Genomic DNA, 26570 nt, shown 5'->3' with positions numbered 1-26570 from the left:
CGCTTACCTCGGAATCTGCTGCGAGATGCAGTGGAAGCTGCCGCCGCCGGTCAGGATATGGTCCGCCCGCAATCCCACCGCCGCGCGGCCGGGGAAGAGCGCGCCGATCGTCTCCACCGCCTTGCGATCGTTGGGCTGGCCGTAGACCGGCACCACCACCGCGGCATTGCCGATGTAGAAGTTCATATAGCTCGCCGGGACCACTTCGTCCCCGTGCATCACGCGGCCGGGCGAGGGGATCGGAACGACCTCCACCCCGAACGTCTCGGCGCGGCGCCTGGCATCCTGATAGACCAGCCAGTTGGGGTCGTTCTCCTCGGGCACCGGGATCGCCAGCCGGTTCGGGCCAACGAAGCGGGCGAGATTGTCGACATGGCCGTCCGTGTGATCCATCGCGAGGCCGTTGCCGAGCCACAGCACGCGATCAAATCCCAGATCCGCGTACAGCCGCTCCTCCGCCTCGCGCTGCGACAGCGTGGGGTTGCGGTTGCGGTTGAGCAGGCATTGCTCGGTGGTGACGACCAGGCCGGTGCCGTCCCAGTCGATCGAGCCGCCTTCGAGCACCCAGTCGTGCGGCTGCACCTCGATCCGGCGCTTGTCGGCGAGCAGGCGGCCGACTTCCTCGTCGCCCTCGTAATTATACTTGCCGCCCCAGCCGTTGAAGCGGAAGGCGTGGCCGGTGCCCTCGTTATCGAGGATCACCCCGGTGTCGCGCAGCCAGATGTCGCCGAACGGCGCCACGACGACCTTCGCTGAATCGCCCGCGAGCAGGCGCGCGGCAGTGGCCGCTTCCTCGTCCGCGGCGACGAGCAGCACCTGCTCGCCCGCGCCGCCGGCATGGACCGCGCGGGCGAAGGCGGCGACCTCGGCCCGGGCGGCGTTCAGCGATTCCCACAGCTCGGGATGGCTGGGGAAGCCGATCCACACGGCCTTGTGCGTGGCCCATTCGGGCGGCGGGGTGGGCTTCACTTGGCGGCGGCCCTCGATTTGTCGCGGGCGGCGCGGAATTCGTCGCCCTCGTTCCAGTTGGGCCAGTCGCTGCCGGTCGCGAGCATGCGGCCGACCGCGTAGTAGATCTGCAGATCCTTCTCCACGCCAGCCCAGTTCCAGTTCGGATCGAACTCGTCCTTGGGGCCGTGGTAGCGGTTCTTCTCATAGTCCTGCGCCGCGGCCTTGCCCGCCGCGGTGCCGCCCTCGACCAGATCGTCGCCCGCGTCGAAATAGAGCATCGGCACGCCGTGCTTGGCGAGCATGAAGTGGTCGGAGCGGTAGTAGAAGCCCTTCTCCGGCGTCGGCTCGGCACTGGCGACGCGGCCCTGCTGGGCAAGCGCCCGATCGAGATAGGCGTCGAGGCCCGACTTGCCCTTGCCGACGACGACGACGTTCTTCGCCGGGGGCGTCAGGTTGAGCGCGTCCATGTTCACGCCGCCGACCGTCCGGGCGAGCGGGAAGACGGGGTTGTCGCCATAATATTTGGAGCCGAGCAGGCCCGATTCCTCGGCAGTGACGGCGAGGAAGACGAGCGTGCGGTCGGGCGCGCCGGCCTTGGCATTGGCCTCCGCCAGCGCGACCAGCGCGGCGGTGCCGGTGGCGTTGTCGATCGCGCCGTTGCAGATGTCATCGCCGTCGGGCGCGGCCTCGCAGCGGCCGAGATGGTCCCAGTGCGCGGTGTAGAGGACATATTCCTGCGGCCGAGACTTGCCCGGGAGGATGCCGATCACGTTCTTCGAGGCGTGCTTGCGGATATCGTTGTCGAAGCTGACCGACGCCTTGACGTCGCCGAGCGCGACCGGCTTGAAGCCCTTCACCTTCGCGGCGGCGGCGAGCTTGTCGAAATCCTGCCCGGCGCTGGCGAAGAGCTGCTTCGCCTTGTCGAGCTGGATCCAGCCGATCGCGGCGGACTGGTCGGCATGGCCGTTGGCGGCATCGGCGACCTGCTGCTCGCCGGTCCAGCTCGACTGGACGACGTTCCAGCCATAGGCGGCGGGCTCTGTCTGGTGGACGATGATCGCGGCGGCGGCGCCCTGGCGCGCAGCCTCCTCGAACTTGTAGGTCCAGCGGCCGTAATAGGTCATGGCGCGGCCGTTGAACTCGCCCTTGGCCTCGGGCGTCTGCCAGTCGGGATCGTTGACGAGGATGACGACGGTCTTCCCCTTGACGTCCACCCCGGCATAGTCGTTCCAGCCCTTTTCCGGCGCGTTGATGCCGTAGCCGACGAACACGACCGGGCTGTCCTTGACCGCGATCCTCGGCGTCACGCGGTAGGTGCCGGCGACGAATTCGGGGCCGTACTTCAGGCTGATCGGCTGGCTGCCGCCGGTGAAGCTGAGCGGCGAGACGTTCTTCGCGGTGATCGCGACCAGCGGCACGTCCTGGAACCAGCTGCCGTTGTTGCCGGGCTGGAGCCCTGCCTTCTGGAACTGCTGGACGAGATAGTCGAGCGTCTTCTTCTCGCCCGCGGTGCCGGGCGCGCGGCCCTCGAACTCGTCGGAGGAAAGGACGCGCGTCGCCTCCTTCATCGTCTCCATCGGCATCGCGGGCAGCTCGGGCGCAGGCGCCGAGGGCTGGCCGCCGCTGCACGCGGCAAGGCCCAGAAGGGCAAGTAAGGCATAACGCATGGGCACCCTCATGATCTGATCGGCACGCGTTCTGGCAGCAGGCGCGCCGCGCCGCAAGCGGACCGCTTGAACGGCGGACGCCGCTGAAATAGCCTTGCCGCCATAGGGGGATATCATGCGGACATCTTTGCTCTTCATCGCCATGCTGGCGACACCCGCGGCGGCGCAGACGCTCGACGCGGCAAAGGCCTTTGGCGCGCGCGAGGCGACCGAACAGATCAGCCTGTCGCCCGACGGCACCCGGATCGCCTATGTCGCGCCGGGCCGGGGCCAGGGCTCGTCGATCTATGTCGCGCCGCTCGACGGATCGGCGCCGCCCAAGCGGATCGGCGCGACCGACGGCAAGCCCGACCGGGTGGGCTGGTGCCGCTGGTCGAGCAATACCCGCCTGCTCTGCAACGTCTATGGCATCATGGCCGATCCGATCCTGGTGACGACGTCGCGGATCGTCGCGATGGATGCCGACGGCACCAATGTCGCGATTCTGCAGCATGCCCGCGGCAGCGGCCGCCAGACGCTGGGCAGCATGCGATTCGGCGGTGCGGTGATCGACTGGAATCCGGGCACGGACGGCCATGTGCTGATGATCCGGGAATATGTGCCCGAATCCGATACCGGCACCCGCCTTGCCCAGACCAAGAGCGGCATCGGCGTCGATCTGGTCGATGCCAAGACGTTCAAGCTGCGGATCGTCGAGCAGCCATCGGACGGCGCGGTCGCCTATCTCAGCGATGGCCGCGGCGCAGTACGCGTCATGGGCCGGGTCACCTCGCGCGACGGCTATTCGACCGGACAGTACCAGTATTTCTACCGGCGCAAGGGCGAGCGCAACTGGGAAGCGCTGAGCCGCATCGAGACGACCAATCCGACCGATACCGCATTCCAGCCCTATGCCGTCGACCCGGTGCTCGACGTCGCCTACGGCCTCAAGCGGCATAACGGGCGCCTTGCCGCGTTCAGCAAGGCGCTCGACGGCAGCGGAACGGAGACACTGGTCTTCGCGCACCCCGAGGTCGACGTCACCGGCTTTTCGCGGATCGGCCGCAACCGGCGGATCGTCGGCGTGACCTATTCGACCGATGTCCCGTCCGTCGAGTATTTCGACCCGGCGGTGGCGAGCCTCAAGCGCTCGCTGGCGCGCGCGCTGCCCAAGCTGCCGTTGGTCCACGTCGTCGATTCGAGCGAGGACGAGAGCCGCATGCTGATCTGGGCGGGCAGCGACGTCGATCCCGGCCGCTATTTCCTGTTCGACCGCAAGACCAAGCAGCTCAACGAGATCATGCTGGCGCGGCCCGAGCTCGAGCATGTCGCGATGGCGCCGATGAAGCACATCGCCTATCCCGCCGCCGACGGAACGATGATCCCCGCCTATCTGACGCTGCCCCCGGGCGCGGGCGGTAAGAACATCCCGGCCATCGTGATGCCGCACGGCGGCCCCGGCGCGCGCGACGATTGGGGCTTCGACTGGCTGTCGCAATATTATGCGAACCAGGGCTTTGCGGTGATCCAGCCCAATTTCCGCGGATCGACCGGCTATGGCGATGCCTGGTTCCAGGAGAATGGCTTCCAGAGCTGGAAGATCGCGATCGGCGACGTCACCGACGCCGGCCGCTGGCTGGTCAAGGAAGGCATCGCCGATCCCGCACGGCTCAACATCGTCGGCTGGTCCTATGGCGGCTATGCCGCGCTGCAATCGGCGGCGACCGCGCCCGACCTGTTCAAGCGAGTCGTCGCGATCGCGCCGGTCACCGACCTAGCCCAGCTCAAGGCCGACAACGCGAATTATTCGAGCTTCATCGAGGTCTCGCGCTTCGTCGGCAACGGCCCGCATATCGAGGAGGGATCGCCCGCACGCCAGGCAGCGAAGATCAAGGCGCCGGTGCTGATGTTCCATGGCGACATGGACCGCAACGTCGCGATCGGCCAGGCCCGGCTGATGCAGGAACGGCTCAAGACCGCGGGCAAGGCATCCGAGCTGATCGAGTTCAAGGGGCTCGACCATTATCTGGAGGACAGCGAGGCGCGCGCGGAGATGCTGCGCAGGACCGCCGAGTTCCTGAAGACACCCTGAAGCGAGAGGGGGGACTGAGCGCCTCCTTTCTCATTTTCCTGGCGAACCGGCGGCTTCCCCGCGCGTTCTGCCCTGCGCCCGTCCACCGGATCGGAGTTCCGCATGAAGCTGTTCGCGCTCGTCCCGATCTGTATTCTGCTCGCGCAACCTGCCATCGCGCAGGACGGGGCCATGGGCGACATGACCATCGTCGGCGGGGCAATCGCCCAGGGACAGATCGGCGAGATCGAAGCGCGCAAGCGCGCCGGTGGAACCGCGCGCAAGGCCTCTGCAGAAGGGTCAGCCGCGCGGGCATGTGCCAATTGCGCACGAAAGGCGCAATTCCGCGCCCGCTATGGCGCGAACGATCCGAAGGTGCGGCAATTCTACCGGCTCTGCGCGCGGGCGGGCTACTGATCCGCGGCGGAAACGAACGGTGCGCAAACGAAAAGGGCGGCCCCGAGGGACCGCCCTTTGCTGTTTCGGCTGAAGCCGGACCTCAGCGCGAATAGAATTCGACGACCAGGTTCGGCTCCATCTTCACCGGGTACGGCACCTCGTCGAGGGTCGGCACGCGGGTGAAGGTGATCTTCGACGCGCCGTCGGGGGCGACGTAATCGGGGATGTCGCGCTCGGCGAGGCTCTGCGCCTCCATCACCAGCGCCATCTCCTGCGCCTTGGCGCCGAGCTCGACGGTCTCGCCCGGCTTGATGCGGCGCGAGCCGATGTTGCACTTCTCGCCATTGACCTTGACGTGGCCGTGGTTGACCAGCTGGCGCGCGGCGAAGATCGTCGGCGCGAACTTGGCGCGGTAGACGATCATGTCGAGGCGCTGCTCGAGCAGGCCGATCAGGTTCTGGCCGGTGTCGCCCTTCATACGCGACGCGTCTTCGTACGAGCGCTTGAACTGCTTCTCGGTGATGTCGCCGTAATAGCCCTTGAGCTTCTGCTTGGCGCGCAGCTGGATGCCGAAGTCCGACATCTTGCCCTTGCGGCGCTGGCCGTGTTGGCCGGGGCCGTACTCGCGCTTGTTGACGGGCGACTTGGGACGGCCCCAGATGTTCTCGCCCATCCGGCGATCGAGCTTGTACTTGGCGCTGGAGCGCTTCGACATTTGAACTTCCTTACAATTGCTACGACGTTGACCCGGCGTTTCCTGCCTGATCGCGATTCCGGTATCGCCTATGCCGCAAGGCACAGGGCCGCCGCTTCACCGGAGTGCGGGGCCGATTGCGAAGGGGCGCGCCTAGCGGGACGCGCGCGCAAAGTCAATTTACGTTCTGCGCTCCCGACGCGGTGGTGTCGCGATGATCGCCCGCTTCCCGGCGGATCGCGTCCCATTCGGCGGCGGTGCGGCATTCGCGCTGCGGCGCGAGACGCGAGTGCGTGACCTGGACCCGCTTGCAGATCTTCTTCTCGCTGGCCGGCTTGGCGTCCTTGACCTCGGCCTCCTTGGCCAGCGCAGGCGCGGCGGCGAGCAGGGCGGACACAGAAAGAAGGGAGAAAGTCAAACGCATGCCAGCGACGCTCCACGACAGAACAGCGTTAGTCGCATAAGACACCGCCGCGGCAGCGTCAAACCTTGCGCGCGCGTTTCTTGCCCTCGAGCGCGGAGAGCACGCCGCGCAACGTGCGCAATTCCTGCTCGGTCCAACCCGGTTTGGTCAGCAGGTTGCGCAATGTGAGCCTGGTCGTCGGAACCCGGTCGGGCGGGTAGAAATAGCCGCTGTCCTCGAGCAGCCCCTCGAGATGGCCGATCAGCCCCTCCAGCTCGGCCTGCGGCGCGGGCGGGGCGAGATCGACGCGCGGCGGCTGGACCAGATCGCGCCCCTTCGACCATTCATAGGCGACCAGGATCACCGCCTGGGCGAGGTTGAGCGAGCCGAACTCGGGGTTGATCGGCACGGTGAGGATCGCGCGGGCGAGCGCGACGTCCTCGGTCGCGAGGCCCGAGCGCTCGGCCCCGAACAGCACCGCCGAGCGGCCGGGCGCGGCGTGGATCTCGCTCGCCGCCTCGGCCGGGGTCACCACCGGCTTGGTCACGCCGCGCTTGCGCACGGTGGTGGCATAGACATGCTCGCAATCGGCGACCGCTTCCGCCACGCTGTCGAACACGCGCGCCTGTTCGAGCACCACGTCGGCGCCGCTCGCCGCCGGACCGGCCGAAGGATTGGGCCAGCCGTCGCGCGGAGACACGAGACGCATCTCGGTCAGCCCGAAATTGAGCATCGCGCGCGCCGCCTTGCCGATATTCTCGCCGAGCTGGGGCCGGACGAGCACGATGACCGGCGCGCTCACGTCTTGCCGACCTCGGTGATGCTGCCGGCGAATTCCTCGAAGTCCTTGGCCTCGCGGAAGTCGCGATAGACGCTGGCGAAGCGGATATAGGCGACCGAATCGAGACCCTTGAGCCCCGCCATCACCAGCTCGCCAATACGCTGCGAGGGGATTTCGGTATCGCCCTGGGTCTCGAGCTGGCGCTGGATGCCGGAGACGAGCTTCTCGATCTGGCCTGAGGTGATCGGGCGCTTGCGGCACGCGACCGAGACCGAGCGGATCAGCTTGTCGCGCTCGAACGGCTCGCGCTTGTCCTCCGACTTGAGGACGGTCAGCTCGCGCAGCTGGATCCGCTCGAAGGTGGTGAAGCGCGCCGCGCACGCCTCGCACTGGCGGCGGCGGCGGATCGCCGCCCCGTCTTCGGTGGGGCGGCTGTCCTTTACCTGGCTGGCTTCATGTCCGCAGAAGGGGCAGCGCATAGCGCGTCATTCAACTCCGTTCGCCCCGAGCGAAGTCGAGGGGCAGCTCAATGTGTCTCGACTTCGCTCGACACGAACGGGATGGCAAGGGCGAAGCGCCTTACGCCTCCGGGTAGATCGGGAAGCGCTCGCACAGCGCGCGGACGCGCTGGCGGACGTTCGCCTCGACCTGCGCGTCGCCCTGCTCGCCATTCTTGCGCAGCCCGTCGAGCACGTCGGCGACCATGTTGCCGATCTCGCGGAACTCGGCCGGGCCGAAGCCGCGGGTGGTGCCAGCGGGCGAGCCGACGCGGATGCCGCTGGTCTTGACCGGGGGCAGCGGATCGTTGGGGATGCCGTTCTTGTTGCAGGTGATCGCCGCGCGCTCGAGCGCCTCGTCGGCGTCCTTGCCGGTGACGCCGAGCGGGGTCAGGTCGATCAGCGCCAGATGCGTGTCGGTGCCGCCCGAGACGACCGCCGCGCCGCGTTCGGTCAGCGTCGCGGCGAGCACCTTGGCATTCTCGACGATCGCCGCGGCATAGGCCTTGAAATCCGGACGCAGCGCCTCGCCGAACGCCACCGCCTTCGCGGCGATGACGTGCATCAGCGGGCCGCCCTGGAGGCCGGGGAATACGGCGCTGTTGATCTTCTTGGCGATCGCCTCGTCATTGGTGAACACCGCGCCGCCGCGCGGGCCGCGCAGCGTCTTGTGCGTGGTGGTGGTGACGACGTGCGCGTGGCCGAACGGAGTCGGGTGGACGCCGCCCGCGACGAGACCCGCAAAGTGCGCCATGTCGACCATGAAGATCGCGCCGACCTCGTCCGCGATCGCGCGGAACTTGGCGAAATCGATGATGCGCGGATAGGCCGAGCCGCCGGCGATGATCAGCTTGGGCTGATGCTCCTTCGCCTTGGCCAGCACCTCATCGAAGTCGATCAGGTGAGTCACCGGATCGACGCCATATTGGACCGCGTTGAACCACTTGCCGCTCATCGCCGCCTTGGCGCCGTGCGTCAGATGGCCGCCCGAATCGAGGCTGAGGCCCATGATCGTGTCGCCGGGCTTGGTCAGCGCGAGCATCACCGCGCCATTGGCCTGCGCGCCCGAATGCGGCTGGACGTTGGCGAAGTCGCAGCCGAACAGCAGCTTGGCCCGGTCGATGGCGAGCTGCTCGACCTCGTCCGAAGGATGGCAGCCCTGATAGTAGCGCTTGCCGGGATAGCCTTCGGCATATTTGTTGGTGAAGACGCTGCCCTGCGCCTCGAGCACCGCCTTGGAGACGATGTTCTCCGAGGCGATCAGCTCGATCTGATACTGCTCGCGCTCGAGCTCATGGGTGACGCCGGCGAACACCGCGGGATCGGCATCGGCGAGATTGCGGGTGAAGAAAGCGCCATCCGTTTTATAGGGCGGCTGGACGGCGGAGATCGGGTTGGTGCTCATAATCGGATCCTTCAGAGAGCCGGGTCGGTCAGCTTGTCCACCCGGCGCTGATGACGATCGCCGCCGAATTCGGTGGCGAGGAATGCGGCGATGCAGGCCTTGGCCATTTCGGGGCCGATCAGCCGGGCGCCCATGGCGAGGACGTTCGCATCATTATGCTCGCGCGCGAGGCGGGCGGAGAGCGGCTCGGAGACCAGCGCGCAGCGCGCATGGCGCACGCGGTTGACCGCGATCGAGATGCCGATGCCGGAGCCGCACAGCGCGATGCCGCGCTCGGCGGTGCCCTCGGCGATGGCCTTGCCCAGGGCAATGCCGAAGTCGGGATAATCGACGCTGGCCGGCCCGTCGGTGCCCAGATCGAGCACTTCATGCCCTTCGTCGCGCAGCCATTGCGCGAGCGAAGCCTTGAGTTCCCAGGCGGCGTGATCCGAAGCGATGGCGATTCGCATTGGAAGAGCGGTTCATTCCTTGAGATGAGCGGATGCCCGGCTCTCTAGGCGCTTGGCGCGGCAAAGGCTACACCGGATGCACGAAACTTATCCTGGGGGAGGCAAGCATGCGGCTTTGGGCAATCGGGACGTTGCTGGCGGGCGCCGGAGCGCTCGCGGGATGCAGCGAGATGAGCAACGAGCAGCAGGCGGCGCTGGTCGAGAATGCGGTCGCCAATGCGCAGGCGATCGCGGAGAATGTGGCGGCCGAGGCCGAGAAGGCCGAGAAGGCGGCGGCCGCACCCAATCGGGATGCCTGGATCGGCAAATGGGTAGGCGTCGAAGGGCTGGTGCTGACGATCGAGAAGGATCCGTCGGGGCCGGGCCGCTATCGCCTGACCAACACCTACAGCCTCGACGAAGGCGCCACCGGCAGCTTTGCCGGGTCCGCGACCGAAGAGGGCATCGCCTTCACCCGCCCCGACGGCGCCAAGGTGTTGCGCGCGACCGATGGTGCCGCGACCGGCCTCAAATATCTCGACGGCAAGAAAGACTGCCTGACGGTGACGACCGGCGAGGGGTACTGCCGGGATTGAACCCTTGCCCTTTCAATTCTCCCCCGCCAGGGGGAGGTGTCAGCAACGCTGACGGAGGGCGCGGATGCCAGAGCATCAACGATGCGCCTCTCCCCCTTCGTCATGCTGCGCATGCCGCCTCCCCCTGGCGGGGGAGGATTGGGAGCGCATGACGCTTTCGTGACGCGGGCCGTCACGCGGCTGACATGCGGCGCAGCTACGGGCCGGGAAATTCCCGGGAGCCGACACCATGGGTTCGATTGCCAGCCAGCCGCGCAACCGCGCGGTGCGCACCGCCGTTCACCGCCACGAGCATCTGAGCAAGGAAGGGCTGCTCGAACGCGCCTTCACCTTCGCCTTCCGCGGCCTGGTCTATGCCCAGATCTGGGAAGACCCCGAGGTCGACATGGAAGCGCTGGCGATCACGCCCGACTGCCATGTGGTCACGATCGCGAGCGGCGGGTGCAACGTCCTCTCCTACCTGACCGCCGATCCCGCGAGGATCACCGCGGTCGATCTCAACACCGCGCATATCGCGCTCAACAAGCTCAAGGTCGCAGCCGCGCGGCATCTACCCGATCATGCCGCGTTCCACCGCTTCTTCGGCCAGGCCAACCGGCCCGAGAATGTCGCGGCCTATCGCGCGCAGATCGCCCCGCACCTCGACGAGACGACGCGGCGCTACTGGGAGGGCCGCGACCTGGCCGGGCGGCGGCGGATCAAGGGCTTTGCCGGTGGCTTCTACAAGCGCGGGCTGCTCGGCGGGTTCATCGGCGCGGCGCATCTGCTCGCCAAGCTCTACCGCATCGACCCGCGCGAGCTGCTTGCCGCCAAAACGCCCGAGGAGCAGCGCGAGATCTTCGAGCGCCGGCTGGCCCCCGTGTTCGACAAGAAGTTCGTGCGCTGGCTGATCGACCAGCCGGCCTCGCTGTTCGGCCTCGGCATCCCGCCCGCGCAGTACGAGGCGCTGGCGGCAGACGATCCCCGCGGAATCGGCGCGGTGCTGCGCCGCCGGCTCGAGAAGCTGGCCTGCGACTTCGACCTTTCGGACAATTATTTCGCCTGGCAGGCGTTCGGGCGCGGCTATGGCGAGGGCGCCGGCGCGCCGCTGCCGCCCTATCTGCAGGCGGGCAACTATGATGCGGTGCGCGCGCGCGCCGGGCGAGTCGAGGTGCGGCACCAGAATTTCGTCGAGTATCTCGAGTCGATGCCCTCCGCGTCGCTCGACCGCTACATCCTGCTCGACGCACAGGACTGGATGACCGACGCGCAGCTCAACCGGCTGTGGGGCGAGATCACGCGTACGGCGAAGCCCGGCGCGCGCGTGCTGTTCCGTACGGCTGCTGCCCCAACGTTGCTGCCGGGCCGGGTCGAAGACGCCATTCTCGACCGCTGGGACTATGCGCAGGCCGAATCACTCGACTTCACCGTGCGCGACCGTTCGGCGATCTATGGCGGCGTGCATCTCTATCGCCTGAAGCCGTGAGCGAGAGCCACGCCCAGCGCATGGACGGCGTCTATGCGGCGCAGCGGCACATCTATGACCTCACCCGCAAATATTATCTGCTCGGGCGCGACAGGCTGATCGCCGAGCTGACGCCGCCGCCGGGCGGGACGGTGCTGGAGGTCGGCTGCGGCACCGCGCGCAACCTGATCGCGGCGGCGAGGCGCTGGCCGGAGGCGCGCTTCCACGGGCTCGACATCTCCGAGGCGATGCTGGCGACCGCGCGGGCGAAGGTGGCGCAGGCCGGACTCTCCGATCGCATCGCGCTGGTGCAGGGCGATGCGGCGAAGTTCAGCGCACGCGACCTGTTCGGCGTCGATGGCTTCGACCGGGTGTTCCTGAGCTATACGCTGTCGATGATCCCCGACTGGACCGGCGCGATCGAGCAGGCAGCCACGGCAGTGGCACCCGGCGGAACGCTGCGCATCATCGATTTCGGGCAGCAGGAGAAGCTGCCGGGCTGGTGGCGGCGCGCGCTGTTCGCCTGGCTTGCGCGCTTCCACGTCACCCCGCGCCGTGAGCTGCCGGTGGCGCTCCGCCACACGGCGATGGCAAACGGGCTGGAGCTGGGGTTCGAGCCGCTGCTGCGCGGCTATGCCTGGAGCGGAAGCCTGCGGCGGATCTAGTCCTGCCAGCCCCACGGAAGCGGCGGCTTGGGCACCGGCTGGGCGAGGTCGAACTCGACCCGGAAATGGCGGCTGGGACGGCGCAGCTCGTAAGCGAACGTCGTCGCCTTCGCCTCCATCGCCCAGACATTGGTCACCGAGCGCTCGGCGCCCTGCGCGCGGAACAGCGCGATCGATTCGGCATCGGCGGGGAATTCCTGGCGCGTCGCATTGCCCGGGGCAGTGGCGTCGCCGCCATACATGGTCAGCTTGTCGGAGGTGCCGTCCGCGTGCCGGTGGTCGTGCTTGAGGCGCAGCCCGGCGGCGGTACGGGTGAGCACCCAGGTGCGCGAGCGATCCTCCCCGACATGGAAGGGGATGCGCACGCGGCCCGGCGCGCACGCCGCGACATGCATCACCAGCGTCTTGCCCGCGAAGGCGGCGTCGGCGGGATCGGTGGTGACGACGCGCCCGGCGAACGCCTTGCCGCACAGCGACACGAGCCGCGCCATGAAGGCGTCGGCGGGCGCCACGGGCACGGCCCGGGGCGCGCATCCGGCAAGCGCCAGCACCGCGGCCGCGATCAGGGCCTTGCTCATCCCAATCCCGCAGTCAGGCCCGCCCCCGCGCCTGCTTGCGGAACGACCCGCGCAGGAAGCGCGCGGCGAACCACATGCGGCGCGCGGTTTTGCCGACCAGCGTGTGCAGCCGGTCGCCATGCACCGCATCCCATGCCGCCTGCGCCGCGACTTCGACCGGCGTGAACTCCAGCCCCGCCGCGCGCACGCCATCGCGCATCGTGCCGTTGCTGCCCACGGGCGTGCCGTCGAGGATCGCAGTGTCGATGAAGCTCGGCAGCAGCGCGCGCACCCGGATGCCGTCGGGATGCCATTCGGCATCGAGCGCCTCGGTAAGGCCGCGCACCGCGAACTTGGTCGCCGAATAGATCGCAACCCCGGCCGTGCCATAGATGCCCGCGGCCGATGCGGTGTTGAGCAGGCACCCACCCGACGCCTTGAGATAGCGGTGCGCGGCATGCGCGCCATAGACGACGCCCATCAGGTTGATGTCGACGCAGCGGTCGAGCTCGGCGACGGTAGTCTGAGCAAAATTGCCGCCCACGCCGATGCCTGCATTGTTGAACAGCACATCGAGCCGTCCGCCGCTCTCGCCCACGAAGTCGGCTAGCGCGCCGTCCCACGCCGCACGATCGCGCACGTCGAGCTTGTGGATCGTGACCGGCGCACCGCCGAGCAGCCGTGCGGTCTCCGCCATGCCGGCATCGTTGATGTCGGCGAGCCCGACACGCCAGCCGCGCGCCGCGAACAGGATCGCGACCGCCCGCCCGATGCCCGATCCACCGCCGGTGATGAAGATCGACTGCATGACCCCTCCCCAGTATCCGCCGTACCGTTCAATCGAAATCGGCACTCAGCTCAGGGAAGCAGAGCCGACCCGCTTTTGCAAGCCGTTCACTCCACCAGTGCGTCGATCGCTTGCGCCATGTCGATGTCGCGGCCAGAGAGGCCGCCAGCGTCATGCGTGGTGAGCAGGATGTCGACCCGGTTCCACACGTTCGACCATTCGGGATGGTGGTCCGCTTTCTCCGCGAGCAGCGCGACCTGAGTCATGAAGGCGAAGGCCTGGCTGAAATCGTCGAAGGTGAAGCTGCGCGTGATCGCGTCGCGGCCGTCCTGATAGTCCCATTCGGGCAGCCCCTCGAGCGCGTCCTCGCGTTCTGCCTGGCTCAGTTGCTCGACCATTCTTCCCTCCCTTGCCTGCCTCGGGCATAGCGCAGGGCAATGCCCAATCAAACCGAGACCTTCGCGCCGAGCGCCGAGCAGATGGAAGCGCTGGCCCGCGCCGCGCTGGCGCGGATCCCCGAGCCGTTCGCGGCGCATCTGGCGGATGTCGTGCTGGTGATCGAGGAATTCGCCGATGAGCAGACGCTGCGCGACATGGGGATGGAGGATCCGTTCGAGCTGACCGGCCTCTATTCAGGAAGGCCGGTGGGCGAGAAGGACGGGTTCATGGGCGAGCTGCCCCAGCCCGACACGATCCACCTCTATCGCCGCCCGCTGCTCGATGAATGGGTCGATACCGGGGTCAGCCTGGAGGCGCTGGTCACCCATGTCGTGGTGCATGAGGTGGGGCATCATTTCGGCCTGTCCGACGACGACATGCATGCGCTGGAGGACAGCGTCGGGTGAACGCGCCGCGGCTCGCCTTTGAAGATGTGGCGTGCGCGCGCGGCGGACGGCTGCTGTTCGAGGGACTGAGCTTCGCGCTGGACGAGGGCGGCGCGGCGCTCGTCACCGGGCCGAACGGTGCGGGCAAGTCCAGCCTGATCCGGATCGCGGCGGGGCTGCTCAAGCCGGCGGCCGGGGCGGTGAGCGTTGCAGGCAAGCGCGCCCTGCTGACCGAGGCGGCGGCGCTCGACCCCGAATTGCCGGTGGCGAAGGCGTTGGGTTTTTGGGCCGGGCTCGACGGACGACGCGATGCGGCGGAGGCGGCGCTGGAGGCGGTCGGGCTGGCGGAGCTGGCGCCGGTGCCGGTGCGGCTGCTGTCGACCGGACAGCGGCGGCGCGTCGGGATCGCGCGCGTGGTGGCGAGCGGAGCGCCGGTGTGGCTGCTCGACGAGCCGGCCAATGGCCTCGATCACGCCGCGACGGCGATGCTGGGGTCGCTGATTTCCGAGCATCGGCTTAACGGCGGGATCGTGGTGGTCGCGACGCATCTGCCGATCCACATCCCCGGCGCGCACGGCGTGGTGATCGGGGACGTGGCATGAGCGGCTTTGCCTCGCTGGTGTGGCGCGAGCTGCGGCGGGCGTGGGCCGCGGGCGGGCTGACGCTGCCGGTGGCCTTCTTCCTGCTGGTCGCCGTGCTGTTTCCGTTCGCGATCGGGCCGGAGGGCAAGCTGCTCGCGCGGGTCGGCGGCGGAGTGATCTGGGCGGCGGCATTGCTCGCGGCGCTGCTTCCGGTCGAACGGCTGGTGAACCCGGATTTGGAGAGCGGCGTGCTCGATCAGCTCGCGGTGCGCGGCTGGACCGATGCGAGCGTGGCGGCGGCGAAGACTTTGGGCCATTGGCTGGGCTTTGCGCCGACGCTGCTGGTCGCGACGGTGATCGCGGCGGCGCTGCTCAACCTCTCGCTCGACCAGGCGCGCGCGGCGCTGATCGCGCTGCTGATCGGAACGCCGGGGCTGGCGGCTTTGGGTGTGGCGACTGCGGCCCTCACCGCAGGGCTGCGCGGTGCGGGCGCGGTGGCGGGGCTGGTGATGCTGCCCTTCGCGGTGCCGCTGCTGATCTTCGGTGCGGGCGCGATGACGGGCGATGCGAGCGCGATGAAGCTACTGGGCGCGGTGAGCCTGGTGCTGGTGGCCGGGTGTCCGTTCGTGGCGGGTGCGGCGATGCGGATGGGGCGGGGTTAGCCACTTCCTTCCGTCACCCTGAACTTGTTTCAGGGTCCATGACTCCCCACGCGACTGAGCCGCTGATGGCGCGATGGATGCTGAAACAAGTTCAGCATGACGGTGAGGAGGAAAACTCGCGCTATCGACTCCACCGCGCAAAGATCGCGGTCGGCAACAGCAGGCCCCGCGCTTCCTCACGCACCGCGAGTTCGCCGCATTCGATCTTGCCGCCCAAGTCCGCGAAATGCTGGCTGAGCAGCTCGCCGATCGCCAGCGCGGACATGCGGATCGCGTAGACGGTGAGGAACAGGAAACGCGAGTCGGCGTCGAGCAGCTGGCGGCAATTGGCGATCAGGCCGGGCAGATCCTGGTCGAGCTGCCACACCTCCCCAGTCGGGCCGCGGCCATATTTGGGCGGGTCGAGCAGGATGCCGTCGTAGCGGCGGCCGCGGCGCACCTCGCGCGCGACGAACTTGCCGGCGTCGTCGACGATCCAGCGGATCGGCTTGTCGGTCATGCCCGAGAGTGCGGCGTTGCCCTTGGCGGCCTCGACCGATTTCTTGGAGGCATCGACATGCACCATCTGCGCGCCGGATGCGGCCATCGCCAGCGTGCCGACGCCGGTATAGCCGAACAGGTTCATTACCGTCGGCGCCTCGACCCCGGCGACCTGCTCGCGCATCCAGCTCCACACCGGCGCCATGTCGGGGAAGAAGCCGAGATGGCGGAAGGGAGTGGTCTGGGCGGTAAAGCGCACCTGATCCCAGCCGAGCGGCCAGCCTTCGCGCGGGACAGGCTTGCCGAACACCCAGCGGCCGCCGCCTTCGTCATCGGGCGCGGGCGTGAATTCGCCGTGCGAGTCCCAGTCCTTGGACGCGGGCGCCCACATCGCCTGCGGCTCGGGGCGGATGAAGCGATAATCGCCGTAGCGCTCGAGCTTGCGGCCATGGCCCGAGTCGACGAGGCCGTAATCGGCCCAGGGTTCGCCGGTGAGGGTAACGAGGTTCATGCCCGTCCCATAGACCGTTCCCACCGAGCTTGTCGAAGTGCTGTCTTTCCTCGAGCAGCTCGAAGGCGAGACAGGGCCTCGACCAGCTCAGCCCGAACGGGGTTAGCTGGCGCGCGGTTTCGCCCGTTCGGCGATATAGCCCGTTACCGTGTCGAACGTCGCGGGGAGGATGTCATAGCGCTCCTCGCGGTCGAACAGGTCGCCGATGCGGGCGGGGAGCATCGGGCGGATGCCGGTGGCGCGCTCGACCGCGTCGCCGAACTTGGCCGGGTGCGCGGTGGCAAGGGTGACGATCGGCACGTCCGCGGCGATCTCCGCACGGCGGGCGGCGGCGAGGCCGATCGCGGTGTGCGGGTCGAGGATCTCGTCGGCGCGCGACGCCGCCCACGCCATCGCCTGCGCCATCTCCGCCGCATCGATCCGGTCGCTGGCGAACAGCTTCGCCGCGCCCTCGCGCTGGGCATTGGTGAGGCGCATCGCCTTGCTGCCCTCGAACCCGCGCATCTGCTCGGCGAGCGCGGCGCCGTCGCGGCCGGCGAGGTCGAACAGCAGCCGCTCGAAATTCGAGCTGACCTGGATGTCCATGCTCGGTGCGGCGGTGGGCGTGACCGTGCCGGTCGAATAGTCGCCAGCCGAGAGCGCGCGATGGAGGATGTCGTTGACGTTGGTCGCGACAACCAGCTTCGCGACCGGCAGCCCCATCTTCGCCGCGACATAGCCCGCGAACACGTCGCCGAAGTTTCCGGTGGGCACGCTGAACGCGACTTCGCGCTGCGGTGCGCCGAGGCGGACGGCGGCGTAGAAATAATAGACCACCTGCGCCATCAGCCGCGCCCAGTTGATCGAGTTGACCGCGGTCACCTGGAAGCGCCCGGAGAAATCGGCGTCGTTGAACATCGCCTTCACCATCGCCTGGGCGTCGTCGAAGCTGCCCTCGATGGCGATGTTGTGGACATTGGGGGCGAGCACCGTGGTCATCTGGCGGCGCTGGACGTCGCTCACCCGCTTGTGCGGGTGGAGCATGAAGATGTCGATGCCCTCACGCCCGGCGACCGCGTCGATCGCGGCCGAGCCGGTGTCGCCGCTGGTCGCGCCGACAATGGTGAGATGATCGCTGGTGCCCTTGAGGAATCGCTCGAACAGCAACCCGAGCAGCTGGAGCGCGACGTCCTTGAAGGCGAGCGTGGGGCCGTGGAACAGCTCGAGCAGGAAATGGCGCTGGTCGAGCTGGATGAGCGGGGTCACCGCATCGTGGCTGAAGCGGCCATAGGCCTGGGTGCAGAGATCACGCAGTTCGTTGTCCGTCAGGCTGCCTGACACGAACGGCGCCATGACGCGCACGGCGGTCTCGACATAGGAGAGGCCGGCAAGGCCCGCGATCTGATCGGGCGTGAAGCGCGGCCATTCCACGGGCACGTAGAGGCCGCCATCCTTCGCCAGCCCGGCGAGGGTGACGTCACGGAAATCGAGTTCGGGCGCGGTGCCGCGCGTGCTCTGGTAGCGCATGGGCGAGCGGACTAGCCGCGCGGGCGCCGGGCGGCAAGAAAGTCTAGCTTTGCGGCGGGGCAGGTGGCGGCGTGACCTTGCGCCCCCGCCAGCGCAGCGCGAGGACATAGATCACCACCGCGGCGAGCGCGAACAGGAACCATTGCACGGCATAGGCGAGGTGGTTGTTGGGGACGCTCGACGGGTCGGGCCGTGCGCTTTCCGCAAGCCCTGGCGCGGGCGTTTCGGAAACCAGCATCAGCGGGCGCGGGCCGCGCTTGCCGAACAGGGAGGCGAGCAGCGGCGTCGCATCGGGCGCGTGGATGATGGTGCCGGTCACCTCGCCGCCTTTCCACACCGGGACCACGCCCGGCGCGGTGCTGACGCCCATGTCGAACTTGGTGGTCAGCGCCTCGGCCCCGGTGCGGCACTCGGCGATGTGGCGCCAGCCCTTGGCGCCATTCTCGGCGCGGCCGGCCTGCTCGCTCCAGCCGGCCACCTCAAGGCACATGGCGCTGGCGCGGCGGAACAGATGCTCGTCGCCGATCGGCGGGCGCGGAAAGGCCATCACCGGCAGCGACCGGTTGCCGGCATAGCGCGCGATCATCGCCTCCTTCTGCCCGCGCCGGTCGAGCTGCCAGACGCCGAGGCCGATCATCGCCGCCACGGCGAGCGCGACGATGAGGGTCGGGATGACGGGCAGCCTCATGGGCGAGGCTCCTTGATCCGGCCCTCGCGCGCGGAGTTGCGGTATTCGAGCGCGAGGAGGGCGCCTTTGGCCCAGCGCAGCGAGACGATGACTAGGATCGTCGTCAGCGGGATCCACAGCAGCAGATGAACCCAGATCGGCGGGCCGACGCTAAGTTCGAGCCAGATCGACAGCACCACGATGATCGTGCCGACGATCAGGGTGAGGAACGCCGCCGGGCCGTCGCCGACGTTGAACGCGGCATAGTCCAGCCCGCACTGGCCGCAGCGCGGAGCGAACTTCACCCAGCCCGCAAACAAAGAGGGCGCGCCGCAACGCGGACACGCCCCTTTCAGTGCCGTTGCGATGACCGGAGGCGGCGCCTCGCTCATCGTCCGCGCATCACCCGTGGACCGGCGCGCCCGCGCTGCCCCAGACATAGACGACGACGAACAGGAACAGCCACACCACATCGACAAAGTGCCAGTACCAGGCCGCCGCCTCGAAGCCGAAATGCTGACGCGGCGTGAAGTCGCCCTGATAGGCGCGCATCAGGCAGACCATCAGGAACAGCGTGCCGACGATGACGTGGAAGCCGTGGAAGCCGGTCGCCATGTAGAAGGCCGACGAATAGTTCGACTTGCCGAACACGAACGGCGCGTGGGCATATTCATAGGCCTGGATCGACGAGAAGATCAGGCCGAGGATGATGGTCAGCCACAGGCCCTTCTTGACCACGTCGTTCTCGCCGACGCCGATGAAGCCCCACAGGCCCTTGAGCGCGCCGCCGCGCTGATTGTGGATCAGGCCGTGGTGCGCCCAGGTGATGGTGGTGCCCGACAGCAGCAGGATGAAGGTGTTGAGCAGCGGCAGGTGGAAGGCGTTGAGCACTTCCATGCCCTTGGGCGGGAAGGTCGCGACCGCGCCCTCAAGGATCTCGACCACGCTGGCATGCTCGCCGCTGACGGCGATCGCGGCCGGGAAGAGCGCGAAATCGAACCACGCCCAGAACCAGCCGACGAAGAACATCACTTCCGAGGCGATGAACAGGATCATGCCGTAGCGCAGATGGAGCTGCACGACCGGGGTGTGATCCCCGGCCTTGGCTTCCTTGACCACGTCGACCCACCACGAGGCCATGCAGAACAGCGTGGCGGCGAGGCCGCTCAGGAACACCCACATGCCGTGCGGATGCGCCTTCATCCACATCAGGCCGCCCGTCGCGAGCCACAAAGCGGCGAGCGAGCTGAGCATCGGCCACGGGCTGGGCGGGAGAATATGATAATCGTGGTTCTTGGCGCCGGCCATCGTCCGTCCCTGTTCGTTTTAGGCGTGATTCAAGGCCGCCTTAAGGGGTGAGGTGGAGCTGTGCAATGGTGGTTGAGCGGGGTGCGCTACCCTCCCACGTTCCGTCATGCTGACCCCGGATCTAGTCCGGGGTCAGCATCCATCCTTCCACAAGCGGCTCAGTCGCGTGCGGAGACATGGATCCTGAAACAAGTTCAGGATGACGGTGGTGAGTGAGGTGAGGCTGCCCTTCTCGACGGCGCTCAGCCCTTTGGCCTGGACTTGTCGGCCGGGTAGAAGGTGTAGGAGAGGGTGATCTTCTCGATATCCTTCGTATCCGGATCGGTCAGGATCTTGGGATCGACGAAGTAGATGACGGGCATGCGCACCGTCTCGCCCGGCTTCAGCGTCTGCTCGGTGAAGCAGAAGCACTGGATCTTGCTGAAATATTTGCCCGCCGCCTCGGGCGTGACATTGTAGGTCGCGGTGCCGGTGACCGGCACGGTGCCGGTGTTGGTCGCGGTGTAGAAGGCCATGTCGCGCGCGCCGATCGAGATCTGGTCCGACGCCATTTCCGGCTTGAACTTCCAGGTGAGCGCGGGGCTCACATTGCTGTCGAACGCGACGGTGATCTTGGCGTCGACCGCGCCGGGCGCGGCTTCCGCGCGCATCGTGGTGCCGCCGAAACCGGTGACCTGACAGAAGAGGCGATAGAGCGGCACGCTGGCAAAGGCGACGCCGGTCATGGTGCAGACGCCCAGAACCGCGAACAGGGCGGTGCGCAGCTTGCGGTCGATCTTCACTGGTGCCTCACCGGGATACCCTGGCTGATCTTCACGATGCTGATCGCGAACACCAGCACGACGAAGGCGAGCAGCAACAGCGCCATCACACGGGCGCGCGACTTCTGCCGCGCGCGGACGGTTTCTTCTTCCTCAGGGGTCATGCCAGCCACCGGTCTGCGGCAACCGCCGCGAACAGAATGAACAGATAGGAGATCGAATAGGCGAAGAGGCGCTTCTCGGGCTTCATCGCATCGCCCTCGCCCGCCATGCGCATCGCGACCTGCGCGGCGAACAGCGCGAACAACGCCGTCGTCGCCACCGCGGTCACGCCGTAGAGCGCGCCGGTGAGGCCGAGCGGCCAGGGCGCGATCGCGGCTACGCCCATCGGGATCGTGTAGAGGCCGATCTGCACCCGCGTCGCCTTTTCGCCCGCCACCACGGGCAGCATCGGCACGCCGGCATTGGCATAGTCGGTCTTCACGAACAGCGCGAGCGCCCAGAAATGCGGCGGGGTCCACAGGAAGACGAGGCAGAAGAGCAGGAAGGGCAGCAGCGCGACCTCGCCCGTCGCCGCGGCCCAGCCGATCAGCGGCGGGAAGGCGCCCGCCGCGCCGCCGATGACGATGTTCTGCGGCGTGCGGCGCTTGAGCCAGACGGTGTAGACGAGGACGTAGAACAGGATCGACAGCAGCAGGATGCCGGCGGCGACATAGTTCACCGCAAGGCCCATCAGGATGACCGAGAGCGCGGCCACACCGACGCCGAAATGCAGAGCCGACTGGCGATCCATGCGTCCCGCGGGAAGCGGCCGACTTTGGGTCCGCTTCATCTTCGAATCGAGGTCCGCCTCATACCATTGGTTGAGCGCCCCCGCCGCGCCAGCACCGAGCGCAATGCACAGGATCGCGGTGAAGCCCAGCACCGGATGGATCGGCGTCGGGGCCGCGAGCATGCCGCACAGGCCGGTGAACACGACCAGCGTCATCACCCGCGGCTTGGTGAGCGCGAGGAAATCGCGCCAGTCGGCGGGCAGGATCAGGGCATGGTTGGCGACGGACATTTGCGGCGGCCTATAGCGAGCGCCGCGAGTCGGGGGAAGGGCAGGTTGCCGGCGGAAGTTGGCACTAGGTTGACACTGTCGCCGCGCTTCGGCGCATGAGCCGGACCACATCGCCCACGCCGCGGGTGCCGAGGCAAGGAACTTGCGAGTCCAGCTAAGCACGGCTTTTCCAACATGTATCCAACAATCGACGAAAACGCCCCGGAGGTTTCCCTCCGGGGCGCCTTGTTTCAGCCGTCGCCGAAAACTCAGTGATGCTTGTCGTCGTCGATGACGGGCAGCGTCTCGAACTGGTGGAAGGGCGGCGGGCTCGACAGGGTCCATTCGAGCGTCGTCGCGCCCTCGCCCCACGGATTGGCTTCCGCCTTCTTGCCCGCGACCATCGACCAGAACAGGTTGATGAAGAAGATCACCATGCCCACGAGCATGATCGCGTAACCCCAGCTCGCGATCTCATTATAATGCGCATAGGCATCCGGATAGTCCGGGTAGCGGCGCGGCATGCCCTGCAGGCCGAGGAAGTGCATCGGGAAGAACAGCACGTTCACGCCGATGAAGAACACCCAGAAGTGAAGCTGGCCGAGCAGCTCGCTGTACATCCGGCCCGACATCTTCGGGAACCAGTAGTAGAAGCCGGCGAACAGGCCGAACACCGCGCCGAGCGAGAGCACATAGTGGAAGTGCGCGACGACATAATAGGTGTCGTGCATGTAGTCGTCGACGCCGCCGTTGGCGAGCACCACGCCGGTGACGCCGCCCACGGTGAACATGAAGATGAAGCCGATCGCCCAGACCATCGGGGTCTTGAAGCTCATCGAGCCGCCCCACATGGTGGCGATCCACGAGAAGATCTTCACGCCCGTCGGCACCGCGATGATCATGGTCGCAGCGGTGAAGTACATCTTCACGTTCACGCTCATGCCGGTGGTGAACATGTGGTGCGCCCACACGACGAAGCCGACCACGCCGATCGCGACCATGGCATAGGCCATGCCGAGATAGCCGAACACCGGCTTGCGGCTGAAGGTCGCGACGATCTGGCTGATGATGCCGAAGCCCGGCAGGATCATGATGTACACTTCGGGGTGGCCGAAGAACCAGAACAGGTGCTGGTAGAGCACCGGATCGCCGCCGCCGGCGGGATCGTAGAAGGTCGTGCCGAAGTTGCGGTCGGTGAGCAGCATGGTGATCGCCGCGGCGAGAACCGGCAGCGCGAGCAGCAGCAGGAAGGCGGTGATCAGCACCGACCACACGAACAACGGCATCTTGTGCAGGGTCATGCCCGGCGCGCGCATGTTGAAGATGGTGGTGATGAAGTTGATCGCGCCGAGGATCGAGCTGGCGCCGGCAAGGTGGAGCGAGAGGATCGCCATGTCGACCGACGGCCCCGGCTCACCATAGGTCGAGAGCGGGGCGTAGACCGTCCAGCCGGTGCCCGCGCCGCCGCCCACGAAGGGCGAGGCGAGCAGCAGGACGAATGCCGGGCAGAGCAGCCAGAAGGACAGGTTGTTCATGCGCGGGAACGCCATGTCCGGCGCGCCGATCATGATGGGCACGAACCAGTTGCCGAAGCCGCCGATCATCGCGGGCATGACCATGAAGAACACCATGATCAGGCCGTGGGCGGTGATCAGCACGTTCCAGAAGTGCAGCGATTCGTCGAACGTCTGCTCGCCGCCATGGACCATCGAGGCCCAGCCCTGGAGGTACTGGATGCCCGGCTCGGCCAGCTCGAGGCGCATCAGGCCCGAAATGCCGCCGCCGATGATCCCCGCGAGTATCGCGAAGATCAGGTACAGCGTGCCGATGTCCTTGTGGTTGGTCGACAGGAACCAGCGCGCGAAGAAGCCGGGCTTGTGATCCGCGTCATGGTGGTGGTCGTCATGCGCCGTGAAGGCGTGGGCGTCGCGGGCTACGTCGGTCATGGCTTACTGGTCCGTGTTGCCGGTGGCGGCTTGATTGGTGGTGGCGGCCTCAGCCGTCGTGTTCTCGACGGTCGCGTTCCCGGCGGGAACGGTGCCATTGACCGGCGTCGCGGTGTCGTCAGCCTTGTCGGCGCCGGGCTGCGCCGGAGCGGCGGCCGAGGGCTTGTTCGCCTCGGGCATCTTGCCGCCCTTTGCCGCGACCCACTGCGCGAAAACGGCGGGCTCGACCGCCTCGACCGCGATCGGCATGAACGCATGGCGCGCGCCGCACAGCTCGGAGCACTGGCCGAAATAGACGCCGGGCTTGTCGACGATGAAGCTGGTCTCGTTGAGGCGGCCGGGGACCGCGTCGATCTTGATCCAGAAGGCCGGGATCGCCCAGCTGTGGATCACGTCGTTGGCGGTGGCGATCAGGCGGATCGGCGTGCCGACCGGCACGACGATGCGATTGTCGACCGCGAGCAGGCGCGGGCCGTCGACATCGGTGCGGAAACGCTGGCCGGCGGGGACCTGATCCTTTTCCTTGAGCATGTTGGCGGTGATCGAGATGCCGCCATGGTCGGGATATTCGTAGCTCCAGTACCACTGGTTGCCGATCGCCTTGATCGTCACGGCATTGTCGGGCGCCGGCTTGAACTGCCTGGCGAGCAGCGAGATCGACGGCCAGGCGATGACCGCGAGTATCAGCACCGGGACGACGGTCCAGATGATCTCGATCAGCGTGTTGTGGCTGGTCTTGGAGGGGTTGGGGTTGGCCTTGCGGCGATAGCGCACGATCGTCCAGCCGAGCAGGACCAGCACGAAGACCGAGATCACCGTGATGATCGGCAGCAGGATCCAGTTGTGGAAATGCGCTGCGCTCTCGCCGAGCTTGGTCACCTGCGGCTGGATCCCGAGATGCTTGTCGACCGGCTGGCCGATGCCCGGCGTCGGGCCGGTCTTGTGCGTGCCGTCGGGATTGAGCGTCGGATCCGCCGGAGTCGCGGCGGCGGGCGCCGCCGTTGCGGCGAGCGCGGCGGCCGGTGCCGGCGATTCGACCGCGATCGGCGCGGGAGCCTCGGGCGCCTGGGCGGCGGGCGCCGTCGGCGCGGTGGCAGGCGCCGCTGCAGTCTGGGCCTGGGCCATGCCGCCGGCGAGCGCGAGGCCAGCGGCCAGGACGATCGCCTTCAATCCATGCATGCGCATCTTGTCGTTCAACCCCATGTTTCCTTGGGCGCCGGGTCTCCGGTCGCGCGGGCGCAACTTGCCCGTTGCGGCTGGCCTATAGCAGCAAGATCGCGTGTCTCAAGCTTGTCGGGTCTCTTTTTAGCCATGACGCAGGATCGGCTATGCCCGGCATGATTGAATCGGCGCGGTCGTGACTCACCGAAACTCCGCCATCGGAACTCCGTCATCCCCGTGCAGGCGGGGATCCATTGCCGCCGCAATAGCGGCCCTATCCGAAATGCCAGCCAGAACGGATCCCCGCCTTCGCGGGGATGACGTGGGAGAAACAGGGTTCGCGAACCAGGAGCCGGTTGCGGCGCAGCTGGACCGCGCCTAGATGCGAACGGCGCGAAATTAGGGTGGGAAGACGGATGACCGAAGACGAGGTTCTGGACGAGTTTCGCGCGGCCGAGGCGCTGCTGGAGGGGCATTTCATCCTGTCGTCGGGCCTGCGCAGCCCGCGCTACCTGCAGTGCGCGCGCGTGCTGATGAACCCGGCGCGGGCCGGACGGCTGGCGCAGGCGGTGGCAGCGAAGATCCCCGCGGAGCTGCGCGTCCAGATCAGCGCGGTGGTCTCTCCCGCGATGGGCGGGGTGATCGCCGGGCAGGAAGTGGCGCGCGCGCTGAACGTCGACGCGATGTTCGTCGAGCGCCCGACCGGCAGTTTCGAGCTGCGCCGCGGATTCCGCCTCGCACCGGGGCAGAAGGTGCTGATGATGGAGGACGTCGTCACCACCGGCCTCTCGTCGCGCGAGGCGATGAAGGCGATCGCCGAGGCGGGCGGCGAGGTGGTCGCGGCGGCGAGCCTGGTCGATCGCTCCAACGGGGCGGCCGATCTCGGCGTGCCCTTCTTCCCGCTGATCCGGCTCGACGTGCCGAGCTACGAAGCCGATTCGCTCCCGCCCGAGCTGGCGGCGATCCCCGCGATCAAGCCGGGGAGCCGCGTGGCGGCATGACCGTGCGGCACCTCCGCCTGGGCGTGAACATCGATCATGTCGCGACGGTGCGCAACGCACGCGGGAGCGGCTATCCCGATCCGGTGCGCGCGGCCTTGCTGGCGGCGCAGGCGGGTGCCGACGGCATCACCGCGCACCTGCGCGAGGACCGGCGCCACATCACCGACGACGACATCGCCCGGCTTTCGGCCGAGCTGCCGGTGCCGCTCAATCTCGAGATGGCGGCGACCGAGGAGATGCTGGGCATCGCGCTGCGTCACACGCCGCATGCCGCGTGCATCGTGCCCGAGAAGCGCGAGGAGCGGACCACCGAGGGCGGGCTGGACGCAGCCGGGCAGCACAATCTGCTCGCCCCGATGGTGACCGAGCTGCGCAACGCCAACATCCGCGTCTCGCTGTTCATCGAGCCCGATCCGGCGCAGATCGAGGCGGCGCTGCGGCTCGGCGCGCCGGTGGTCGAGCTGCACACCGGGCGCTATTGCGAGCTCGAGGGCGAGGCGCAGACCGCCGAGCTGCGCCGCATCGCCGACGCTGCCGCGCTGGCCGCCAAGAACGGGATCGAGGTGCATGCCGGGCACGGCCTGACTTTCGACAATGTCGTTCCGATCGCCGCGATCCCGCAGCTCGCCGAGCTCAATATCGGCCATTTCCTGATCGGCGAGGCGATCTTCGACGGGCTCGCCCCGGTGGTGAAGCGGATGCGCGCGCTGATGGACGAGGCGCGGTGAAGTGCCCTTTAATTTCCTCCCCGGTACGGGGAGGGGGACCAGCCGTAGGCGGGTGGAGGGGCCGCCCC

General features: G+C 67.7%; 31 protein-coding genes. 10 read left to right on the top strand and 21 right to left on the bottom strand.

Going from position 1 to position 26570, the window contains the following annotated elements:
- Positions 1–3: 3 nt before the first annotated feature.
- Positions 4–969 carry an agmatine deiminase family protein gene (locus VGD28_RS05195; RefSeq protein ID WP_331027265.1) on the bottom strand — a complete coding sequence of 322 codons (966 nt, stop codon included), beginning with the start codon at positions 967–969 and terminating at the stop codon, positions 4–6.
- On the bottom strand, positions 966–2618 hold the full coding sequence (locus VGD28_RS05190) for a M28 family metallopeptidase (RefSeq protein WP_331027264.1): 1653 nt from the start codon (positions 2616–2618) through the stop codon (positions 966–968). Before VGD28_RS05190 ends, VGD28_RS05195 begins: the two co-directional genes overlap by 4 nt.
- Positions 2619–2733: 115 nt before the next feature.
- On the opposite strand from VGD28_RS05190, the gene VGD28_RS05185 reads away from it, so the two are divergent.
- Together VGD28_RS05185 and VGD28_RS05180 are read left to right on the top strand one after the other, a co-directional pair.
- Positions 2734–4689, top strand: a complete 1956-nt coding sequence (locus VGD28_RS05185) for a S9 family peptidase (protein ID WP_331027263.1) — start codon at positions 2734–2736, stop codon at positions 4687–4689.
- A 102-nt stretch (positions 4690–4791) separates the two neighbouring features.
- On the top strand, positions 4792–5085 hold the full coding sequence (locus VGD28_RS05180) for a hypothetical protein (protein WP_331027262.1): 294 nt from the start codon (positions 4792–4794) through the stop codon (positions 5083–5085).
- A gap of 82 nt (positions 5086–5167) precedes the next feature.
- Here VGD28_RS05180 and rpsD read toward each other — a convergent pair whose 3' ends face one another.
- From rpsD to rpiB, 6 genes are all read right to left on the bottom strand, one after another.
- Positions 5168–5782, bottom strand: coding sequence for a 30S ribosomal protein S4 (rpsD, locus tag VGD28_RS05175; RefSeq protein WP_331027261.1), 615 nt, complete (start codon positions 5780–5782; stop codon positions 5168–5170).
- Positions 5783–5936: 154 nt separating this feature from the next.
- Positions 5937–6158, bottom strand: coding sequence for a hypothetical protein (locus VGD28_RS05170; RefSeq protein WP_331027260.1), 222 nt, complete (start codon positions 6156–6158; stop codon positions 5937–5939).
- An 85-nt stretch (positions 6159–6243) separates the two neighbouring features.
- On the bottom strand, positions 6244–6966 hold the full coding sequence (locus tag VGD28_RS05165) for an RNA methyltransferase (protein ID WP_331027259.1): 723 nt from the start codon (positions 6964–6966) through the stop codon (positions 6244–6246).
- The gene (gene nrdR / locus VGD28_RS05160) at positions 6963–7424 is read right to left on the bottom strand and encodes a transcriptional regulator NrdR (protein ID WP_331027258.1); all 462 of its coding nucleotides are present in this window, start codon (positions 7422–7424) and stop codon (positions 6963–6965) included. The genes VGD28_RS05165 and nrdR overlap by 4 nt, the downstream gene beginning before the upstream one ends.
- A gap of 100 nt (positions 7425–7524) precedes the next feature.
- Entirely contained in the window at positions 7525–8847 is a 1323-nt protein-coding gene (gene glyA / locus VGD28_RS05155; RefSeq protein ID WP_331027257.1) for a serine hydroxymethyltransferase, read from the bottom strand.
- A gap of 11 nt (positions 8848–8858) precedes the next feature.
- A complete protein-coding gene (rpiB, locus tag VGD28_RS05150) occupies positions 8859–9296 on the bottom strand; it encodes a ribose 5-phosphate isomerase B (protein WP_331027256.1) in 438 nt (145 codons plus the stop codon).
- A gap of 107 nt (positions 9297–9403) precedes the next feature.
- On the opposite strand from rpiB, the gene VGD28_RS05145 reads away from it, so the two are divergent.
- The 3 genes from VGD28_RS05145 (at position 9404) to VGD28_RS05135 (ending at position 11980) form a co-directional block, all read left to right on the top strand.
- Entirely contained in the window at positions 9404–9871 is a 468-nt protein-coding gene (locus tag VGD28_RS05145) for a hypothetical protein (protein WP_331027255.1), read from the top strand.
- A 229-nt stretch (positions 9872–10100) separates the two neighbouring features.
- Positions 10101–11336 (top strand): DUF3419 family protein, encoded by a 1236-nt coding sequence (locus tag VGD28_RS05140; protein WP_331027254.1) that lies wholly within the window; start codon positions 10101–10103, stop codon positions 11334–11336.
- Positions 11337–11356: 20 nt separating this feature from the next.
- Positions 11357–11980: a class I SAM-dependent methyltransferase gene (locus VGD28_RS05135; RefSeq protein ID WP_331027282.1), complete on the top strand. Its 624-nt coding sequence runs from the start codon at positions 11357–11359 to the stop codon at positions 11978–11980.
- Here the strand turns inward: VGD28_RS05135 and VGD28_RS05130 are convergent.
- The 3 genes from VGD28_RS05130 to VGD28_RS05120 form a co-directional block, all read right to left on the bottom strand.
- Positions 11977–12558, bottom strand: a complete 582-nt coding sequence (locus VGD28_RS05130) for a hypothetical protein (protein ID WP_331027253.1) — start codon at positions 12556–12558, stop codon at positions 11977–11979. The genes VGD28_RS05135 and VGD28_RS05130 overlap by 4 nt on opposite strands.
- Before the next feature lie 13 nt (positions 12559–12571).
- Positions 12572–13345: an SDR family oxidoreductase gene (locus tag VGD28_RS05125; protein ID WP_331027252.1), complete on the bottom strand. Its 774-nt coding sequence runs from the start codon at positions 13343–13345 to the stop codon at positions 12572–12574.
- Positions 13346–13431: 86 nt separating this feature from the next.
- Positions 13432–13770 (bottom strand): 4a-hydroxytetrahydrobiopterin dehydratase, encoded by a 339-nt coding sequence (locus tag VGD28_RS05120; RefSeq protein ID WP_414714470.1) that lies wholly within the window; start codon positions 13768–13770, stop codon positions 13432–13434.
- Here VGD28_RS05120 and VGD28_RS05115 point away from each other — a divergent pair.
- From VGD28_RS05115 to VGD28_RS05105, 3 genes are read left to right on the top strand one after another with little or no spacing between them, the layout of a single operon-like run.
- On the top strand, positions 13762–14169 hold the full coding sequence (locus tag VGD28_RS05115) for a metallopeptidase family protein (protein ID WP_331027250.1): 408 nt from the start codon (positions 13762–13764) through the stop codon (positions 14167–14169). The two genes, VGD28_RS05120 and VGD28_RS05115, sit on opposite strands and share 9 nt — an antisense overlap.
- The gene (ccmA, locus tag VGD28_RS05110) at positions 14166–14750 is read left to right on the top strand and encodes a heme ABC exporter ATP-binding protein CcmA (protein ID WP_331027249.1); all 585 of its coding nucleotides are present in this window, start codon (positions 14166–14168) and stop codon (positions 14748–14750) included. Before VGD28_RS05115 ends, ccmA begins: the two co-directional genes overlap by 4 nt.
- Positions 14747–15391, top strand: a complete 645-nt coding sequence (locus tag VGD28_RS05105) for a heme exporter protein CcmB (protein WP_331027248.1) — start codon at positions 14747–14749, stop codon at positions 15389–15391. The genes ccmA and VGD28_RS05105 overlap by 4 nt, the downstream gene beginning before the upstream one ends.
- 121 nt (positions 15392–15512) lie before the next feature.
- On the opposite strand, the gene VGD28_RS05100 is transcribed toward VGD28_RS05105, so the two are convergent.
- From VGD28_RS05100 to coxB, 10 genes are all read right to left on the bottom strand, one after another.
- Positions 15513–16382: a class I SAM-dependent methyltransferase gene (locus VGD28_RS05100; protein WP_331027247.1), complete on the bottom strand. Its 870-nt coding sequence runs from the start codon at positions 16380–16382 to the stop codon at positions 15513–15515.
- Between the two features lie 102 nt (positions 16383–16484).
- Positions 16485–17888 (bottom strand): threonine synthase, encoded by a 1404-nt coding sequence (gene thrC, locus VGD28_RS05095; protein WP_331027246.1) that lies wholly within the window; start codon positions 17886–17888, stop codon positions 16485–16487.
- A 43-nt stretch (positions 17889–17931) separates the two neighbouring features.
- Positions 17932–18576, bottom strand: a complete 645-nt coding sequence (locus VGD28_RS05090; protein ID WP_331027245.1) for an SURF1 family protein — start codon at positions 18574–18576, stop codon at positions 17932–17934.
- The gene (locus VGD28_RS05085; RefSeq protein WP_331027244.1) at positions 18573–18947 is read right to left on the bottom strand and encodes a DUF983 domain-containing protein; all 375 of its coding nucleotides are present in this window, start codon (positions 18945–18947) and stop codon (positions 18573–18575) included. The genes VGD28_RS05090 and VGD28_RS05085 overlap by 4 nt, the downstream gene beginning before the upstream one ends.
- Before the next feature lie 10 nt (positions 18948–18957).
- The gene (locus VGD28_RS05080; RefSeq protein WP_331027243.1) at positions 18958–19863 is read right to left on the bottom strand and encodes a cytochrome c oxidase subunit 3; all 906 of its coding nucleotides are present in this window, start codon (positions 19861–19863) and stop codon (positions 18958–18960) included.
- A gap of 242 nt (positions 19864–20105) precedes the next feature.
- Positions 20106–20645: a cytochrome c oxidase assembly protein gene (locus tag VGD28_RS05075; protein WP_331027242.1), complete on the bottom strand. Its 540-nt coding sequence runs from the start codon at positions 20643–20645 to the stop codon at positions 20106–20108.
- Entirely contained in the window at positions 20642–20788 is a 147-nt protein-coding gene (locus VGD28_RS05070; protein ID WP_331027241.1) for a hypothetical protein, read from the bottom strand. Before VGD28_RS05070 ends, VGD28_RS05075 begins: the two co-directional genes overlap by 4 nt.
- Positions 20785–21687 carry a heme o synthase gene (locus VGD28_RS05065; protein WP_331027240.1) on the bottom strand — a complete coding sequence of 301 codons (903 nt, stop codon included), beginning with the start codon at positions 21685–21687 and terminating at the stop codon, positions 20785–20787. Before VGD28_RS05065 ends, VGD28_RS05070 begins: the two co-directional genes overlap by 4 nt.
- 248 nt (positions 21688–21935) lie before the next feature.
- Positions 21936–23612 (bottom strand): cytochrome c oxidase subunit I, encoded by a 1677-nt coding sequence (ctaD, locus tag VGD28_RS05060; RefSeq protein ID WP_331027239.1) that lies wholly within the window; start codon positions 23610–23612, stop codon positions 21936–21938.
- A 3-nt stretch (positions 23613–23615) separates the two neighbouring features.
- A complete protein-coding gene (gene coxB / locus VGD28_RS05055) occupies positions 23616–24791 on the bottom strand; it encodes a cytochrome c oxidase subunit II (RefSeq protein ID WP_414714469.1) in 1176 nt (391 codons plus the stop codon).
- Positions 24792–25189: 398 nt separating this feature from the next.
- On the opposite strand from coxB, the gene pyrE reads away from it, so the two are divergent.
- Positions 25190–25774 carry an orotate phosphoribosyltransferase gene (pyrE, locus tag VGD28_RS05050; protein ID WP_331027238.1) on the top strand — a complete coding sequence of 195 codons (585 nt, stop codon included), beginning with the start codon at positions 25190–25192 and terminating at the stop codon, positions 25772–25774.
- Positions 25771–26502: a pyridoxine 5'-phosphate synthase gene (locus VGD28_RS05045; RefSeq protein WP_331027237.1), complete on the top strand. Its 732-nt coding sequence runs from the start codon at positions 25771–25773 to the stop codon at positions 26500–26502. Before pyrE ends, VGD28_RS05045 begins: the two co-directional genes overlap by 4 nt.
- Positions 26503–26570 lie beyond the last annotated feature (68 nt).

Source organism: Sphingomonas sp., assembly GCF_036402235.1.
Classification (GTDB): Bacteria; Pseudomonadota; Alphaproteobacteria; order Sphingomonadales; family Sphingomonadaceae; genus Sphingomonas.
This window is presented reverse-complemented; position numbering and strand designations above follow the sequence as displayed.

Bases quoted from the DNA above. Each gene is read 5' to 3' on its own strand.
- VGD28_RS05115 (WP_331027250.1), top strand. From the start codon at position 13,762: ATGCCCAATCAAACCGAGACCTTCGCGCCGAGCGCCGAGCAGATGGAA.
- VGD28_RS05045 (WP_331027237.1), top strand. From the start codon at position 25,771: ATGACCGTGCGGCACCTCCGCCTGGGCGTGAACATCGATCATGTCGCG.
- VGD28_RS05180 (WP_331027262.1), top strand. From the start codon at position 4,792: ATGAAGCTGTTCGCGCTCGTCCCGATCTGTATTCTGCTCGCGCAACCT.
- pyrE (WP_331027238.1), top strand. From the start codon at position 25,190: ATGACCGAAGACGAGGTTCTGGACGAGTTTCGCGCGGCCGAGGCGCTG.
- VGD28_RS05100 (WP_331027247.1), bottom strand. From the start codon at position 16,382: ATGAACCTCGTTACCCTCACCGGCGAACCCTGGGCCGATTACGGCCTC.
- VGD28_RS05145 (WP_331027255.1), top strand. From the start codon at position 9,404: ATGCGGCTTTGGGCAATCGGGACGTTGCTGGCGGGCGCCGGAGCGCTC.
- rpiB (WP_331027256.1), bottom strand. From the start codon at position 9,296: ATGCGAATCGCCATCGCTTCGGATCACGCCGCCTGGGAACTCAAGGCT.
- VGD28_RS05090 (WP_331027245.1), bottom strand. From the start codon at position 18,576: ATGAGGCTGCCCGTCATCCCGACCCTCATCGTCGCGCTCGCCGTGGCG.
- nrdR (WP_331027258.1), bottom strand. From the start codon at position 7,424: ATGCGCTGCCCCTTCTGCGGACATGAAGCCAGCCAGGTAAAGGACAGC.
- VGD28_RS05135 (WP_331027282.1), top strand. From the start codon at position 11,357: ATGGACGGCGTCTATGCGGCGCAGCGGCACATCTATGACCTCACCCGC.
- thrC (WP_331027246.1), bottom strand. From the start codon at position 17,888: ATGCGCTACCAGAGCACGCGCGGCACCGCGCCCGAACTCGATTTCCGT.
- VGD28_RS05130 (WP_331027253.1), bottom strand. From the start codon at position 12,558: ATGAGCAAGGCCCTGATCGCGGCCGCGGTGCTGGCGCTTGCCGGATGC.
- coxB (WP_414714469.1), bottom strand. From the start codon at position 24,791: ATGCATGGATTGAAGGCGATCGTCCTGGCCGCTGGCCTCGCGCTCGCC.
- rpsD (WP_331027261.1), bottom strand. From the start codon at position 5,782: ATGTCGAAGCGCTCCAGCGCCAAGTACAAGCTCGATCGCCGGATGGGC.
- VGD28_RS05125 (WP_331027252.1), bottom strand. From the start codon at position 13,345: ATGCAGTCGATCTTCATCACCGGCGGTGGATCGGGCATCGGGCGGGCG.
- VGD28_RS05065 (WP_331027240.1), bottom strand. From the start codon at position 21,687: ATGTCCGTCGCCAACCATGCCCTGATCCTGCCCGCCGACTGGCGCGAT.
- ctaD (WP_331027239.1), bottom strand. From the start codon at position 23,612: ATGACCGACGTAGCCCGCGACGCCCACGCCTTCACGGCGCATGACGAC.
- VGD28_RS05070 (WP_331027241.1), bottom strand. From the start codon at position 20,788: ATGACCCCTGAGGAAGAAGAAACCGTCCGCGCGCGGCAGAAGTCGCGC.
- VGD28_RS05190 (WP_331027264.1), bottom strand. From the start codon at position 2,618: ATGCGTTATGCCTTACTTGCCCTTCTGGGCCTTGCCGCGTGCAGCGGC.
- glyA (WP_331027257.1), bottom strand. From the start codon at position 8,847: ATGAGCACCAACCCGATCTCCGCCGTCCAGCCGCCCTATAAAACGGAT.
- VGD28_RS05185 (WP_331027263.1), top strand. From the start codon at position 2,734: ATGCGGACATCTTTGCTCTTCATCGCCATGCTGGCGACACCCGCGGCG.
- VGD28_RS05140 (WP_331027254.1), top strand. From the start codon at position 10,101: ATGGGTTCGATTGCCAGCCAGCCGCGCAACCGCGCGGTGCGCACCGCC.
- VGD28_RS05080 (WP_331027243.1), bottom strand. From the start codon at position 19,863: ATGGCCGGCGCCAAGAACCACGATTATCATATTCTCCCGCCCAGCCCG.
- VGD28_RS05085 (WP_331027244.1), bottom strand. From the start codon at position 18,947: ATGAGCGAGGCGCCGCCTCCGGTCATCGCAACGGCACTGAAAGGGGCG.
- VGD28_RS05105 (WP_331027248.1), top strand. From the start codon at position 14,747: ATGAGCGGCTTTGCCTCGCTGGTGTGGCGCGAGCTGCGGCGGGCGTGG.